Here is a 15728-nt window from a genome sequence, read left to right on the forward strand (position 1 = left end):
ACGAAACTCAAATTATTCGGATTCTGAAATACTTTTCAGGTGGACAAAGGGGATGCGATGTGTTTCGCCGTTGTCGGAAATGAGGTGCAACGTTCCGTCCAGCGTGTTGATTTTTTGGATGTATCCTTTGCTTTCCGCTACTTTTTCGTGGTCCCAATAGTGTATGGAAATTTGCAAATTCCTTTCTGCAGCTTCGTGGATTTGATAGTTCCATTGTTCGAGTTGCTGTTCATCGGGCTGTTGCCTTAGTTGATGCTCGTCTTCTTTTTGCCATTCGCGCAGCTGTTCGAGATGTTCGGGCAGCATCATCGACGTCCATTTAATACGTCCTCGATCACGGATCATCTTATCATCTCCCTTGACTAATTAATAACCGGATTTCCGCTTCAGGCGGACGCTTTCCGCGGGCGTCGCCGCCTTCCGCTCCAATCCTAGAAGATACTTAATTTAAAAGTTCAATTGATAACTATAGGGAGTTATTCCACGAATTTCCATAATACAAGAAATGACCAACAAAGATGAGGTGAAAAAATACCTGTTGACACGCAGAGAAACTTGAAGGTGAGTTGGCTGAATTAAAACGAAAACTAAATGATGTTGGCTAATAGACACCCGACTCCTGACCAAGTTGGATGGTCTTTTTTATATGCGTCTACTTGTAATGCCCGCCGATGAGTTTGGAGCGATGGACGGCGGTTCCTGCGTCTGTGTAGGAAACTGCTCGCAATATAGCTGTGGAGCCGTATTTTTTGCGCAATGAATCCATTGCTTCCCCGAGTTGGCGATTGCGCCATTTATGCTGATCGAAAAGGCTGAGCTGCATGGCATATTCGTTTTCAAGATTTGCCAAGCTGATGGCGATGCGCCGTACGGGACGGCCGTCGTGGAATTCGTCGAGCAGCTTTGTGCAAAGCCGGTAAATAGCCATCGTGTCATTTGTCGCCTCATGCATCGAACGGGAACGGCCGAAGCCTCCTCCAAGTGAATTCTTCGAATAGCCAATGGACAGATGGACCGTCCGACCCGCCTTGCCTGCCTGCCTCGCCCGCAATGCGACATCTTCACACATTTCGAGGATGACAGCGAGGATGTCTTCCCGCTTTGTGTAATCGCGGTATAGAATCTGCCCCTTTCCGTAGCTGATCTGTCCTTCAATGAGCGGCGCACCGAGATCGGACAAGTCGATGCCGTGCGCATGATGATACAATTGATTACCCATGATGCCAAATTTCGTTTCAAGCCGTTCGAGAGGCGTACGGGCTAAATCGCCTACTGAGAAGATCCCCATATTGTTCAACGTCTTTTCAAGTCGGCTGCCGATGCCCCACATTCGGCTGAGCGGGGCGACCGGCCATAACCTCTTCGGTACATCTTCATACGTCCAGCGGGCAAAGCCGGTCTTTTTCGCATCCAAGTCAAGGGCGAGCTTCGCCATCAGCATATTCGGACCCATTCCACAGGCGGACCGGAGCTGGTATTGGCTGACAAGCTCATCTTGGATTCTCTCGACTGTTTCTTCGGGAGGCCCCCATAATCGCTCCGTCCCTCCTAAGTCAATGAAGCTTTCGTCGACGGAATAGACATGGATTGCCTCTTTCGGTACGTAGCGATTCAAATTTTTGGCGATTTCCATTGAAACATCAATGTAAAACTGCATTTTCGGCTCAATCAGCCGTATGGATGGGTCATCCGGGATTTCATAGAGCCGCATTCCGGTCTGCACACCGAATTCCTTCTTCAACGCGGGAGAAGCAGCCAGGACGATGCCCCCTTTCCGTTCTTTATTGCCGATAATCGCAATCGGCGTATCCATAACATCGAGCCCTTCGATTGCAGCCGCACAACTGGCATAGAAGCTTCGCATATCCAGACATACAATTTTCCGGTCCGGCAAATCTTCATACATGCATATCCCTCCCGAAAGTAAAAAGAACATCCGTTCTGTATAGTATACCCAGAACAGATGTTCATATTCAATGGTCCTTATTGCCAATTGGGAAAAATGGAAAGTGGATTATCGCTTAATAGTCCAATAGCCTTATATTCTGCAATAAAAAAAAGCATCTATCCCGTTTGGATAGATGCTTCTTCGTTTCATTCCGCTGTCATACTACTAACTTTCTCTGGAAGCTTGAAATCTTCGATATCATTAAAATAACTATACGTCGCGTTCAATTTCTGACGAGAACGATATGAATTACCATCACGATAATTCCTCATATCGGAAGACCATTTGAAACTCGTCACGTAAGATGTGCTTTTATTGAAAGTGATGACCAATTCAACTTTGTCAACGATGTTGAAGCCATCCTGAGATGGTCCGATATCCGGGAAAAGTTCTTTAATCCGCTTGTAATCGTTGCGGTCTAGTGACAATTTCAATGCATAACCATACTCGATCGGTTCGAGTACAAACTCATCTTCGAATTCTTTGAATTTGGACAGATCAAGCATTGGATGCGATTCGGCAGCCAGCGTTCCGAACAATTCTTCGATCGACCCAGATGGCAGCTCTTCCCAATCGCTTTCATTTTCAGGCTTTGCAAACGTCCGGTCGCCCACTTGATATAAATCTTGCTTCCAGCTTTGTACGCCGCGCGGGGAAATGATCGATTTTTGGCGTACTTTCATCGGATCAAGGAAAGCGTCAATCGTCATATCGAATTTTGCGCCTGCTTTTTCAGGATTTTCGATATCTCCGTCATATACAGTCACTGCGTAATCATCGTACACAATATGGGCTCGTACAGCTTTCAATGAATTTTCCATCGCTTCTTGTGATTTATCCAATAAATCTCCAGCCGTCATTTTCTTTTGAGCCGTTCCTGAACTGCTGCAAGCAGCCAGCAGAAGAACAAGCGAGCCGACAGCAAGGGCATTGATTATTTTTTTCACATGTAAACTTCCTCTCTACAAAACCTACATTCATTTTACTGGAATTTGCGCACTTCATCAATCCATTAGCCGGATATTTCGCTAGAGAAGTTGCATTTTCGTAAAATCATAGATGACAATCAATTTTCTTTAAAATGCCAAATGTCCGTCGTGAATTCCTCAATGGTGCGGAGATTTGGCGTAAAACCGATTCCCGGAGCGGACGGCACAGTGATATAGCCATTCTCCACGATTACTTCAGGATCGATGATATCCTTTTCCCAATAACGGGACGAACCTGCCGTATCGCCTGGAAGAGTGAAATTCGGGAGTGATGTTAATGCAATATTATGGGCGCGCCCGATTCCCGCCTCCAGCATGCCGCCGCACCAGACGTGAATCCCTTTCTCCATGCAATAATCATGGATCCGCTTTGCTTCAGACAAGCCGCCGACTCTACCGATTTTCACATTGATGACTTTAGTGCTTCCAAGTTCGACCGCTTTCCTTGCGTCTTCAAATGAATTGATGCTTTCATCAAGACAGATCGGCGTCTTCAACTGTTTCTGCAAGACGGCGTGGTCGATAATATCATCGTGTGCGAGCGGCTGCTCAATCATCAGAAGGTTGAATTCATCCAACCGCTTCAACAGGTCGATATCATCTAATGAATAAGCCGAATTTGCATCCGCCATGAGCGGAACGTGAGGAAAAGCGGACCTCAATCCCCGGAGGACTTCAACATCAGCTCCAGGCTTGATTTTCACTTTGATCCGTTTATAGCCTTCCTCCAAATACCTTTGCACTTTATCAACCAAATCGGCTAAATCCTTTTGAATCCCAATGCTGATGCCGACTTCAATCCGCTCGCGTTGACCGCCTAACGCTTCTGCCAATGAAATGCCTTTCCGTTTCGCGTACAGATCCCAAATGGCGCACTCTAGAGAGGCCTTTGCCATATTGTTGCCACGGATCGGCGCAAAGAGGCTGCCGACGTCATCAGGATGGCTAATGTCCTTTCCAAGCAGAAGAGGGATAAGGAAATCGCGAAGCATATGCAAGCTCGTTTCCACAGTCTCCTCCGTATACCACGGGGCATCGAAGGCGACCGATTCTCCCCAGCCCGTGTTCCCCAGCTCATCATGCACTTCCAATAACAGAAAGTGCTTATCCTGCATCGTGCCGAAACTCGTTGAAAAAGGCTCTTTCATTCTCATTTTCATCTCGCGGATTGTCACTTGTGTAATTTGCAAAATCGATACCCCTTTCTTATAAATTCGTAAAAAACACCCTGCCGCTACGACAGGATGCTTGTACTTACTTTACTGTTTCAACGTCAACTGTCATCCGCCATCCGAACGGGTCTTCCGCTCTTCCGGTCTGGATGCCCGTCATCGTGTCATAGACTCTTTGTGCCAAGTCGCCGATCTCTCCGTTATTGACAGTGATTTTCTTTTCGTTCCAATAAAGCTCACCGATTGGAGAGATGACCGCCGCAGTTCCCGTGCCGAACGCTTCTTCCAAGATCCCCGACTGATATGCTTCGTAAAGCTCTTCCATGGAAATCTTACGTTCGGTAATAGGAATGTCCCAATGCTGCAGCAATTCGATGACGGATTTTCGTGTGATTCCTTCCAGAATGCTTCCATTGAGCTCAGGTGTGACCACTTCCCCGTTCAACTTGAAGAAGACGTTCATCGCACCGACTTCCTCGATGTATCGATGTTCCTTTCCATCGAGCCATAGCACTTGCGAATAGCCTTTAGCTTCCGCCACTTCCTGCGCTTTCATCGCGCCTGCGTAGTTCCCTGCTGTTTTCGCACTGCCTGTCCCACCTGTTACCGCACGGACGAATTCGGATTCGACAGCAATCTTGACTGGGTTGATGCCTTCTTTATAATAGGCACCGACCGGCGAAAGAATGATCATGAAGCGGTACGTTTTCGATGGAGCGACACCAAGATACGGTTGCGTCGCAAAGATGAATGGCCGGATATAAAGAGATGTCCCTTCAATATTGGGAATCCAGTCTTTATCAACTTGGATCAGTTTTCGAAGACCGGAAAGAGCGAGTTCTTCATCGAAAGCCGGAATGCAAAGCCTTTCATTCGAACGGTTTAATCTTTTCATATTCTCTTCGGGTCGGAAAAGGAGCACTTCTTCATCATCCGTCACATATGCCTTCAGTCCTTCGAACACTGTTTGGCCGTAATGGAATACCATTGCCGCAGGATCGAGCAAGATCGGTTCATACGGAACAATTTTCGGATCGCGCCAGCCTTGCCCTTCCGAATAATCCATCGTAAACATATGGTCGGTAAATATCGTCCCGAAGGAAAGCTGATCGAATGCCGGCTTCGTTTTCGGATTCAAAGTATTTTCAACTTCGATTACTGAATTGGTCATCGTAAATCCCCCTTCTGCTATGTATTTTTTCATTATACACGAAACTGTGGCAACGGATATGGTAAAATGGTTGAAATGGAGGGATGACATTGACTGGAACTGAGAAAATGCCCGGAGAAGAACGCAGGCAATTGATTTTGGAAACTTTGCAGAAAGCCGAAAACCCGATGACAGGCAAAGAGCTTGGTGAACTGACAAATGTCAGCCGCCAAGTCATCGTCGGAGATATTACATTATTAAAAGCGAAGAAGGTACCGATCCTTGCTACGAGTCAAGGGTACATATATATGCACGCCTCTGTTGGACCGGAGAAAATTGAGAAAGTACTCGTCTGCCATCATACACCGGAACAGACCGAGGAGGAGTTGAACATCCTCGTCGATCACGGCTTGACTGTGAAAGATGTAAAAGTCGAGCACCCTGTCTATGGAGATTTGAGTGCTTCCATCATGGTGGCGAATCGGCTGGAAGTGAAGGAATTTATAAAGCGAGTCAACGAAGCCAATGCGGTATACCTTTCCAATCTAGCTGAGGGAGGCATCCATCTCCATACGGTTATCGCCGACGAACAACATCAAATCGATAATGCCGAAATCGAATTGAAAAAAGCTGGTATCCTCGTGGAATGATGAATAATTAATTCGTAACCAAAAAATCCCATAAACTCAGACCTTTGTACAACAAGGTTTAAGGAACTTACATCATCTTTTATAGATGATGTTTTTTATTGTTTATGTAATCATATGGCTTTCTAAACTTATCTCGAAGGTCAAATTGGGTGCTAATAGAAAAGTTCTAATCATATTCTTAAAAATAGAAAACAATAAGAAGGAGTGTAAAGTTTGATAAGAGAAGTTAAGGTTGGTTTACGGCCCATAGTACAAAACATAAACTTACCTACTGTTTTGAAAACAACAGTACTTCCGGGTGACACAGTCGAAAGATTATTTATTGCAACCCAGATAGGAGAAATCTATTACATAGGAAACGGAGATATAAGAACTTTTTTAGATATTCGTCCGCGAGTCTTAAAACTAGGTGCTGCTGGTGGAGGTTATGACGAACGGGGATTGCTTGGTCTAGCGTTTCATCCCAGTTTTTATTATAACGGTTTGTTTTATCTTCATTATTCAGTAGCTGGAACACAAGGACCAGGTGCTCTACCTCAGTCAGAAGCTGCAAGACCTGCTCGTAATGCTCTTCCTGAATTTTTTAATCCTAATCCGTGTGACCCTAGTACCTTAAACCTTAGGTGGGTAAATAGAGAAACGCAATATGATCATATTGATACAGTTGAAGAATGGATTATACAACCAAATGGTCAACCTCAAAAACGGCGGACGTTACTTAATTTAAGAAGACCATTTTTTAATCATAACGGTGTCAACAGCTTAAACTTTTCACCTGAAACAGGAAAACTTGTGTTAACAACCGGAGATGGTGGATCTGGCTATGATCCATTTAACTTAAGTCAGAACGATATGGAAATAGCGGGTAAAATAATTGAAATTGATGTAACTAAGAATACATTTATCAATAATCCACCCGTAGTCACACGTTTTAATGAACTTCCAGTAAGCATTCAGGAAACACTAACTGTAATTGCTAAAGGTGTTCGAAATATACCAGGCATTTCATATCAACGGGTTTACAATCAATATATCAAGTATGTGGGAAATGTCGGCCAGGATTTAGTAGAGTCAATTTTTTCATTCGTTCAATATAAACCAATACCGGTTACTCAGCTCATTCAAGCTTCTTTACTAAAATCTCAACCTGACCAGGAAGGATTTATTAACTTTGGCTGGCGTGGGTGGGAAGGTGCTTTTCCTACTTCAATAATAAGGGGTTGCTCTGCAAATCCGACTTTGGATGAGAAAACAATTGCTTATTACAATGATGCAGTAGAAACCTCATTCAAGCGTCTTCAGCCTTTAACTAGTTATTTTCATCAAGATCCCCGACCCGATAAGTTTGGAGGAACTGCGCTTACAGGAGTGCAAGCCTACACGGGGAATGGAATACCCGATTTAACAGGAAGTGTTGTGTTTACCGATATCGCCCGGGACGAGGCATCCCAACTTCCGGGGAGAGGGGTTTTAGCTTATACGAGGGTAAGAACAGATGGTAAACTAAATGATTTTAGTGTTATACAAACTGATTATAATTTCGGTTCTCAATCAGCTTATTATGTTAGTTTAGGAACAAATCTAAATAAAACCAAGCTTTATTTAGGGGTTTATGGCTCTATGAATGTGACTGACTACAACAAAGGAACCATCTTTGAAATTGTTCCATGATTTTTAACTCTAATCTTTACTCAATACTAGATAAGTCGCATTCTCATATGATAAACGAAAAGTGACCGACAGTATCTGAAAAATACTTCGGTCCTTGTATTTAGAGAGTAGGCATCTTATCTATTAATAGCCGTAAGGACGGTTGTATGGTTGGTTGTAGTATGGATAGTATGGATAGCGAGAGTATGGTGGGTATGGTGGGTAGAATGGGTAGAATGGGTAAATCGGGAAAAATGGGTATTGAAAACGTGGGCGACGTCTTCTACGACGTCTTCCATAACTGTCGTATTCATAGTCATCATCATCGTATCTGTCGCGATCAAAATCAAATCGTGTCAATATTTCTCCTCCTTTTTGATGTCAGTTTAGGTTATGTAATGTAAGGTATGACAGTCTGTGCATTCGCCTATAGTTAACATCGCTAAACTTCAATTGGTCCAACAAAAGATTTATGAATAGACGAATAAAATTAGATCTCCTATAAATCGCCTTATCGACAATAGTTTAACCTTTCTACCTTCCATACATATAGTATGAAAAAGGGAAAAGGAGTTATATTTTTGGAAATACCGGTTTCTGGATTCATGTATCATTCAGATGATTCTGACCCTGTGCATTCCCATCAGCTTTTTATTACTCAATGGGATGGAAGACCCGTACCTGCGCATGTCCACGAATTTAGAGGTGTCACTTCTTTCGATGTAGGACATAATCACAGATATGCCGGAACTACTGAACCAGCCCCAAGTGGTGTACCACACACTCATAGATACTTTACTTTTACATCAGTCGATGATCGACATCGACATGAGATTCATGGAGTTACTGGTCCAGCTATTCCCCTACCTAACGGCGGTCATTATCATGAATTTAGTGGTTTTACTACTGTAAATGGTGCTAATCCCCATAGGCACAGTTATAGTGGAAGAACAAGTTTATAATGGCTTTTTCTTACTTGCAATATATATAACATTAATAAAACAACTTAAAACTCATTATCAAAAAACCCCTTGGACCTCCAAGGGGTTTTACTCTTCAACTCACTTTTTCATTTGAAAAATAATTGTTAACCAAACCACGAAACCATTATGGCAGCTTATTTGCCGTTTCCATCAAAACCGGTTTCCGCCTTCAATTGTTCCAAGAAATCAATCATGAAGGCGTGGCGCTCCTCGGCAAGACGCTTTCCTTCCTCGGTCACCATCAAATCTTTCAATAAAAGCAGCTTCTCATAAAAATGCGTGACGGAAGCCGTGTTCCTGGAACGGTAATCATCCTCGGACATTTCTGTCCTCGCGATTTCATCCGCATCGTATAATTTCCTTCCCCTCGCCCCTCCAAAAGCGAACGTCCGGGCAATACCTATTGCGCCGATTGCGTCGAGGCGATCCGCATCCCTAACAATCGCACCTTCAATTGAAACAATCTCTTCTTCGTTGCCGCCATTGAACGAAACGCTTCTGATCGTTTTAAGAACCTTCGCTGTCAATTCATCAGCTGCACCAGCAGACCGCAACAGCTCCAGTGGGGTCACGTTTCCGATCTCTTTATATTTCGGATCATCGATATCATGCAACAGGACAGCAAGCCTGATGACTGTCAAATTCGCTACAGGCATTGTCCGTGCAATAGCTTCAGCGCTTTTCATGACCCGTAAAATGTGATCATAATCATGGCTCGCATCAAACTGCCTATAGATATCAATCACTTGCTCTGTGCATCTTTCAATGATTTTTTCCATTTGAACACCTTCTCATTTTTATTTTCCTATGTAAGGATTGGAGCGAACGCCGTTACGAAGAACGGCGTTTGCGAGCACAAGCGCAGCGTTGCGAGCAGGATCCCGCAGGCTGTCTTAATTTCTGCATCAGGCGTAGAAATACGGCACATCGAACCCTTCGCTGTTCGATTGGAAAGCGTCCGCCTGAAGCGGAAATCCCGTATATCATAAAATCTATATTTAGATTCGACTGAAAATTTCGGCGTGTCATTGACGTTAATTGTCGATTCATGTATAGTAAATGCATCCATGTTAATAATGGGAAAGACATTGAAATGCCGAGGGAGGAATAAGCATGTACCAAGGTAAAGTAAAATGGTTCAGCAATGAAAAAGGTTATGGCTTCATTGAAACGGATAACGGTGAAGACGTGTTTGTCCACTATACTGGCATTATGTCAGAAGGATTCAAGACATTGAATGAAGGCCAGACCGTATCCTTCGAAATCATAGAAGGTAACCGCGGACCCCAAGCGGCAAATGTCTTGACTATAACATGAATGATGAATATGTATATGTACAAATCCCGCCTAGTAAATCCAGGCGGGATATTATTTTGTCAATTTATTCATTTCATTCCCTAAAAATTGAAGTTGTTCCCCGATTGTGCACGTTTGAATGCAAAACAGATGCGCCCCTGTTTTCCCGATGTCCTTCGCTTGTTGCCTTTTGACAAAACATCCTTCACAATACGTATCAAGCACTTCATTGATTTCATTCATGACTGTCAATTTATCCATAGCAGCCTCCCGGTAAAGTCGTTCATTTATTCTAATATGCTTTTCAGCAGGTTGCAACAAAGAAAAGGAGAGATGAAGCATGATCGAATTGTACGTTGATGGCGCCAGTGCCGGAAATCCAGGCAAGAGCGGCATCGGGATATACATCAAAGGTGAAGGAAAGATTGTCAAATTCTCCGAACCAATCGAGCCGACGAACAATCATACAGCAGAGTTCATAGCCCTTCTTCGCGGAATAGAGGAGGCCGCAAAACTGACAACGGGAATCGTCTCGGCACGCTCTGATTCCAAAGCTGTCGTCTCGGCTGTGGAAAATGAGTTTGTGAAAAACGAATTACATAAGGACTATTTGAATAAAATCCTATCCATTGCCAAAACGTTCGATTACTTTTTCATCAAATGGATATCGGATACAGAAAATCGCGCCGCGGACGCACTTGCCCGGGAAGCGATCCATAAACAAGGGAAAAAGGACGGGGAAGAATAATACTGGGAAGCATTCCCCTTCCGGCTATTGTCCCCCTACCCTACCTCGCCTTCATGAATGTAACGGTGTCTTGCATGTTGTCGTAAAGCAACCATTCCTTATCGGAAACGACTGCACCGACATTGACGAGCGTTTGGCCATCGTTCACGTCATATGGATGATCGAAAAGGATGGCCTCTTCCTCAGTTCCATTGCGCAGCAATCCTGAACGGTGGCTATGACCGTAGAACGTAAGGTTTTTCGACACTTCCGCTTCCAATAACGACCACGGTTCACCGCCCCACTTCCATTGATGGCCGTGGATCACTTCCGCCTCGCCAAGTTCGATTCTGTCAGGCATTGCCGACAACATTCCAAGTAAAGGGTCATCCGTTTCCGTTATGAACAAAATTCGTTCTTCCTGATTCCCTTTTACTGATGGGAAAGTTAGCAGCTCTACAAAACCTTTGGGTATAAGCATTACTTCTTCAAGGCTTGCAAACGTGCGTTCATTCACAAAGCGCTTGCTGATCGTACATTCGAACAGATCCCCGGTGCCGATCAAAACAGCTCCGGGTGCCCGTTCTTTAATATGGGACAGGACGTCCGATAAATCCTCTTTTGAGGAATGAACATCCCCTATAATTGCATATTGCATTTTCATGGTCCACCGCCTTCATTTACCCCTTTGCCACTTCTACGAATTCCCTTGAAATCCAGTCGCTATAACTTCCTACATACAACTTGACGTGCTCATAGCCAGTTTGTTTCAGCATCGCAAATAACGGAGCGGCTGTTACACCGCTTCCACAGTATACGACGATTCCTTCATCATGCTTCACGATTTCGGAAAGCTGCTCACCCACAGTATCACTCAAGTTAAAAGAACCGTCTTTTTTCAACTGCTCCCAGTCGAAATTCAATGCCCCGGGAATACGTCCGGCAATCGGGTCGATCGGTTCGACTTCTCCGCGATACCGTTCAGCGGAACGTGCATCAAGCAGCACATTGCCTGTTTTCCCTTCTACCGTCTTTTCGACGAATTCACGTGTGGCAAAGATACTGTCATCCCAGACAGGGACGACATTGGAAGGTACAGACGGATCCGTACTTTTGGATACAGGAACCCCCATTGCCGCTAATTCCTCGAAACCTTCCTGTAAAATGAAGGAGTTTTTGAATCCCCCGTATTGAAGAATCCACCAAGCCCTTGCCGCAAAAGGGCTGCCGCCGTCATCATATATAAATATTTGGTCATCGAGTTCTAGACCGCTCTTCCTGAATAATAATGTCAAAGACTCCTTGGCGGGCAATGGATGCCTTCCCGCTTTCTTCGTCATATCGGATAGGTCATTCTCGAGATGCCAGTAGAGCGCCTCTTTAATATGCCCCTCTTCAAACTTTTTTCTCCCCAATTCACTGTCCTGCAATGAAAAACGTGCATCAATCCATTTTACATCTTTAGTATCCAATTCATTGACCGACTTGAAAACGTCACTCATTTCAACCCATCCCCTTCAGTTGAATTTTCTTATGGATTGCTCTCCATTCTTCCAATTGCTCGGTATCCTGCAAGAGGGAGCGCTCGGATTCAATCTGCTTGATGCTCTGATTTAGTAAATGAAGCCGCAACCCTTCCGCTTCAGCCTCGATCCACTGCTCTGACCAAAACTCTATCCGTTCTTTTTCCTTACCTAAATAGATAGCGGCATCTTGTTTCAACCGTTCTTCCAGCTGGTTTTTCAATACGAGCCGTTCGCCTCTTTCGAAAAATGACTTCTGATTTTTAAATGAACGGTTGACATCTTTATAGATGGCAGGATTTTCGAAAGGCGTGGTGAACGACAGCATTTCGGACTCTTCCGTTTCATACGGCGAAGGGGAAATGGAACTGTCCTGACCGTTAAGGAACCGCACTTCGGAACGCTCCCGCTCCTTCAATAACTTATTCATAAAATTGAGCATGCGTAAATTGGTCACTTTCAACTCTTGTGTCAAATCAAAACCGACCATGTGTACCGTTTCGGAAAGTGCCATCGTTAGTGCTTTTTCCGCCGTATGATTGGCGAATGTGGAAGGACTATAGCCTTCCTTGAAGAAGTCTCCAAACCGAAGAAATACCCGCTGTAAAATATAGTAAACCAATTCATTCAATTCATTGCTGGAAGCTTTGCGGAACACTTCTGCAAAACCATGTGCATAACGTGCCCGCACCTCCTGTTCAAATCGGTCGAGTTCCACCAAGCGCTCGGCCTTACGAGATTTATTTGCTTTCGCACGTTCAATTAATATTGCAAGCCTGTTGACGGCTTTAGCAGCTTCTTCGTCCAATGCCTGAACGGCAAGCCCTTTCAGGTCATCCTTCAAGAAATGGTTGAAATGCTGTTCAAAGACTTCCATGGAGCTATCCATACGACCGTCGATCTTCGCTTCCAATGCCTGCAAGCTGGAAATGCCGTGAACTCGTGGATGACGGATCCCGAAAGCAGCCAATTCCTGTTCAACGAATGAAAGGACGGTCTCCGCTTCCTCCGCATCATTCGCCAAGTCAATCGCATTAACGATGAAGAACATCTTATCCAATTCAAATGCATCTTTCACTCGTCCTAGCTGGATTAGGAATTCACGGTCGGCTCGCGCAAAGGCATGATTATAATAAGTGATGAAAAGAATTGCGTCAGCATTCCTTATATATTCGAAAGCGACGTCAGTATGCCGCGCATTGATGGAGTCTGCTCCCGGTGTATCGACGAGGGTGATGCCTTGCCTAGTCAAAGGACAGTCAATATACAAGTCAATTGAGTCGACGAAGCAGCTCCGTTCCTCCTCCGCGACGAATCGGGTAAATTCGGTTTGATGGACATTCATGACAGTCCCGAGTTTATCCTTATATACCGGGTAGCCCTTCTGAAATGCACGAATGAATGTTTTGTGAATGTGCAAGCTTTCGTTTTCCAGCTCTTTCCCTAAGACGACACCGGCTTTTTGGAACGCGTCTTCCAATGTTGAGATCGGCATCCCGATCGCTTCAAATGAAACTGCCACATCTTCGGTCATCTGGCTATTCGTTTTTAAATGAACATCCGCTGTCCGATCCTTTTTCCCTGCTGCAATTGGTCTGATCCTGTTAATCGCGGCTGTTGTCGGGTTAGGAGAAACCGGCAGCACACGGTCGCCGATCAAAGCATTGGAAAAGGAAGATTTCCCGGCGCTGAACGCACCGAATAAAGCGACAGTGAACTCCTGATTAGAAAGCCGATCCGCTTTATTCCGCAAATACTCGGCGGTCTCCGAAAATCCGGGAATATTCATCACCGAATGAGCGATATGAAGCGCCTGATCGATGATACTATCCGCGTCAGGACCTTTAGAATGAACTTCCATTGTTCTTGCTTGGCTATGCTCGACCGATTCAGTTTCCGTCAATTTTGCCGCCGCTGTTTCCAATTCATCGAGTTCAATCGTTTCAATGTCCGGCCTCTTTTCCCACTTCTTGAGTAAAGAATCACCGGAAGCCTGTAAGGCTGCAGTCGGTGCTGCTAGACTAGCAGTGAACTCGGCCTGTTGATGTTCGATTTCGTTCACTTGTGCAATGGCCGCAAGCTTTCGCTCAAGCGTTTGGATTGTTTGAAGGAGCGCTTCCAATTGTTCATTACCTGCGGATGCGGCAATTGCGGACATTTCTTGTTTCCAGTCTTCTGTACGCCTTCGGAAAACCTGCTGGATGGCAGTCTTCATCTGCTCCGCCATATTCAGTACAGTATCTCCGGTAACGACATCAGAAACATTCAAAGTTATGTCAATCTCCTCGAAAGGCACCGACATATCCATTTCGTCAATAGTAATGGACCGCCCATCCGTCATTAACCCTGCGTCTTTGAGCGTCTTTTTCATAAGTGCTTTCAAATGCACTTCAATTTGTGTATGTATCAGCTTTGATAGGTTGGAAGCTAAGTGATCCTTCCTCCTCGCCCTTTCCTCTGCTGTTTTTTTTGCACCGAATAATAAGCCTACCTTGAATCGAGGGGATTTCGACTCCAAATAATCCTTCAATAGCTCGCGCGTTTCAAAAGGGCTGATCGATGCGTTTCTAAGTAATTCGTTCCGTTCCCTTTCAAATGTTGCGTACAACTCATCCCCGGACAGAAGGGAAGCACGTTTCTTCAACCCAGTCAATTCTGCCGATAGCTCTTCGTACTCATTCCACTCTTCATCGGAAACGATATCCGCATATGCCGCTCTGCACTCGGATTTCTCATCTTCAAGAAATTCGAGGTGCTCCTCTTTCAATTTCAAAAGCGATTGTTCAGCATTCTCCAAGAAATGATCTTTCCAATTGACAATCGAGCCTTCAACGATGTCTTTCACTTTCTCAAAATCGTTGAAAGGAAGATTATCGGATTTCAAGGATGTATAGAAGATCCCTTTCGGTTCCACACCCCATAGTTTGAAAGAATCTTCAACGGACGTTTTGAAGTCCTCAAAAGGCAGTTCACTTTCCCGATGCTTGTCAATTTGGTTAATAATCAGATAGACATTGGTGTTATACCGCAATAATTCTTTTGTGAACTTGAAATTCAGTTCCGACTGGACATGATTGTAGTCCATCGTGTAGAACACAAGATCTGCAAGGTGAAGTGCCGATTCTGTAGACAACCGATGTGCGTCATCTGTCGAGTCAACTCCTGGCGTATCCATAACTGTTATCGCTTCTGGTAACTTGGATCCCGGATGCCCGATTTCGATAAGAGATATTTCAGCTCCGTCTTTACTGAAGGATTTGATCGCATCAAAGAAACGATGACCTTTGTACTTCACGAGCGAGCCATCCGTCCGATGGATGATTGCAAATTCTTCATCGGCCTTCTTCACTTTGACGATATTTGCGCTCGTCGGGATTGGACTGGTCGGCAAAAAATCCTCGCCTGTCAATGCATTGATCATGGAGGATTTACCTGCAGAGAAATGACCTGCAAATCCGATGACAAATTCTTCATCCATTACTTTTCGTGCTAAAGAAGCTACTTTCTTTACACGATCCTCGTCATGATTCTTGTTAAATAAATGACCGTAAATAGCTGTTTTTTCTAAAATATCATTAGTAAACATAATATTCGATCCTTCCTAACATTCTCTATCTACTATACCATTTTTCTTTATGTG

Annotated in this window: 16 protein-coding genes; 6 read left to right on the forward strand and 10 right to left on the reverse strand. The window is 44.5% G+C overall.

Annotated elements, in window-relative coordinates; all coding sequences use genetic code 11:
* Positions 1 to 12: 12 nt before the first annotated feature.
* The 5 genes from M3152_RS07875 to M3152_RS07895 form a co-directional block, all read right to left on the reverse strand.
* Positions 13 to 345: a YolD-like family protein gene (locus tag M3152_RS07875; protein ID WP_251694603.1), complete on the reverse strand. Its 333-nt coding sequence runs from the start codon at positions 343 to 345 to the stop codon at positions 13 to 15.
* Positions 346 to 652: 307 nt separating this feature from the next.
* Complete coding sequence (locus M3152_RS07880; RefSeq protein ID WP_251694604.1) at positions 653 to 1906, reverse strand: DinB/UmuC family translesion DNA polymerase; 1254 nt, start codon at positions 1904 to 1906, stop codon at positions 653 to 655.
* 188 nt (positions 1907 to 2094) lie between these two features.
* Positions 2095 to 2895: a DUF6612 family protein gene (locus M3152_RS07885; protein ID WP_251694605.1), complete on the reverse strand. Its 801-nt coding sequence runs from the start codon at positions 2893 to 2895 to the stop codon at positions 2095 to 2097.
* Between the two features lie 119 nt (positions 2896 to 3014).
* Complete coding sequence (gene menC / locus M3152_RS07890) at positions 3015 to 4127, reverse strand: o-succinylbenzoate synthase (RefSeq protein WP_251694606.1); 1113 nt, start codon at positions 4125 to 4127, stop codon at positions 3015 to 3017.
* Positions 4128 to 4191: 64 nt separating this feature from the next.
* Positions 4192 to 5280 carry a branched-chain amino acid aminotransferase gene (locus M3152_RS07895; protein ID WP_251694607.1) on the reverse strand — a complete coding sequence of 363 codons (1089 nt, stop codon included), beginning with the start codon at positions 5278 to 5280 and terminating at the stop codon, positions 4192 to 4194.
* A gap of 89 nt (positions 5281 to 5369) precedes the next feature.
* Between M3152_RS07895 and M3152_RS07900 the strand changes: the two genes are divergently transcribed.
* From M3152_RS07900 to M3152_RS07915, 4 genes are all read left to right on the forward strand, one after another.
* The gene (locus M3152_RS07900; RefSeq protein WP_251694608.1) at positions 5370 to 5909 is read left to right on the forward strand and encodes a transcription repressor NadR; all 540 of its coding nucleotides are present in this window, start codon (positions 5370 to 5372) and stop codon (positions 5907 to 5909) included.
* Between the two features lie 216 nt (positions 5910 to 6125).
* A complete protein-coding gene (locus M3152_RS07905; protein WP_251695286.1) occupies positions 6126 to 7580 on the forward strand; it encodes a PQQ-dependent sugar dehydrogenase in 1455 nt (484 codons plus the stop codon).
* 150 nt (positions 7581 to 7730) lie between these two features.
* Positions 7731 to 7949, forward strand: coding sequence for a hypothetical protein (locus M3152_RS07910; protein ID WP_251694609.1), 219 nt, complete (start codon positions 7731 to 7733; stop codon positions 7947 to 7949).
* Between the two features lie 191 nt (positions 7950 to 8140).
* Positions 8141 to 8521 carry a YmaF family protein gene (locus M3152_RS07915; protein ID WP_251694610.1) on the forward strand — a complete coding sequence of 127 codons (381 nt, stop codon included), beginning with the start codon at positions 8141 to 8143 and terminating at the stop codon, positions 8519 to 8521.
* 155 nt (positions 8522 to 8676) lie between these two features.
* Here the strand turns inward: M3152_RS07915 and M3152_RS07920 are convergent, their stop codons facing one another.
* Complete coding sequence (locus M3152_RS07920) at positions 8677 to 9321, reverse strand: HD domain-containing protein (protein ID WP_251694611.1); 645 nt, start codon at positions 9319 to 9321, stop codon at positions 8677 to 8679.
* Between the two features lie 334 nt (positions 9322 to 9655).
* Here M3152_RS07920 and M3152_RS07925 point away from each other — a divergent pair, with 334 nt between their 5' ends.
* The gene (locus M3152_RS07925; RefSeq protein WP_251694612.1) at positions 9656 to 9859 is read left to right on the forward strand and encodes a cold-shock protein; all 204 of its coding nucleotides are present in this window, start codon (positions 9656 to 9658) and stop codon (positions 9857 to 9859) included.
* 51 nt (positions 9860 to 9910) lie between these two features.
* Here the strand turns inward: M3152_RS07925 and M3152_RS07930 are convergent, their stop codons facing one another.
* Positions 9911 to 10099 carry a zinc-finger domain-containing protein gene (locus tag M3152_RS07930; RefSeq protein WP_251694613.1) on the reverse strand — a complete coding sequence of 63 codons (189 nt, stop codon included), beginning with the start codon at positions 10097 to 10099 and terminating at the stop codon, positions 9911 to 9913.
* Between the two features lie 79 nt (positions 10100 to 10178).
* Between M3152_RS07930 and M3152_RS07935 the strand changes: the two genes are divergently transcribed.
* Positions 10179 to 10586: a ribonuclease HI family protein gene (locus M3152_RS07935; RefSeq protein WP_251694614.1), complete on the forward strand. Its 408-nt coding sequence runs from the start codon at positions 10179 to 10181 to the stop codon at positions 10584 to 10586.
* 40 nt (positions 10587 to 10626) lie between these two features.
* Here the strand turns inward: M3152_RS07935 and M3152_RS07940 are convergent, their stop codons facing one another.
* The 3 genes from M3152_RS07940 to M3152_RS07950 are packed head-to-tail and all read right to left on the reverse strand — an operon-like array spanning position 10627 to position 15674.
* Positions 10627 to 11229, reverse strand: a complete 603-nt coding sequence (locus tag M3152_RS07940) for a metallophosphoesterase family protein (protein ID WP_251694615.1) — start codon at positions 11227 to 11229, stop codon at positions 10627 to 10629.
* Positions 11230 to 11245: 16 nt separating this feature from the next.
* Positions 11246 to 12067 carry a sulfurtransferase gene (locus tag M3152_RS07945; RefSeq protein ID WP_251694616.1) on the reverse strand — a complete coding sequence of 274 codons (822 nt, stop codon included), beginning with the start codon at positions 12065 to 12067 and terminating at the stop codon, positions 11246 to 11248.
* A 1-nt stretch (position 12068) separates the two neighbouring features.
* Positions 12069 to 15674, reverse strand: coding sequence for a dynamin family protein (locus tag M3152_RS07950; protein ID WP_251694617.1), 3606 nt, complete (start codon positions 15672 to 15674; stop codon positions 12069 to 12071).
* Between the last annotated feature and the right edge of the window lie 54 nt (positions 15675 to 15728).

Source organism: Sporosarcina luteola (assembly GCF_023715245.1).
Classification (GTDB): Bacteria; Bacillota; Bacilli; order Bacillales_A; family Planococcaceae; genus Sporosarcina; species Sporosarcina luteola_C.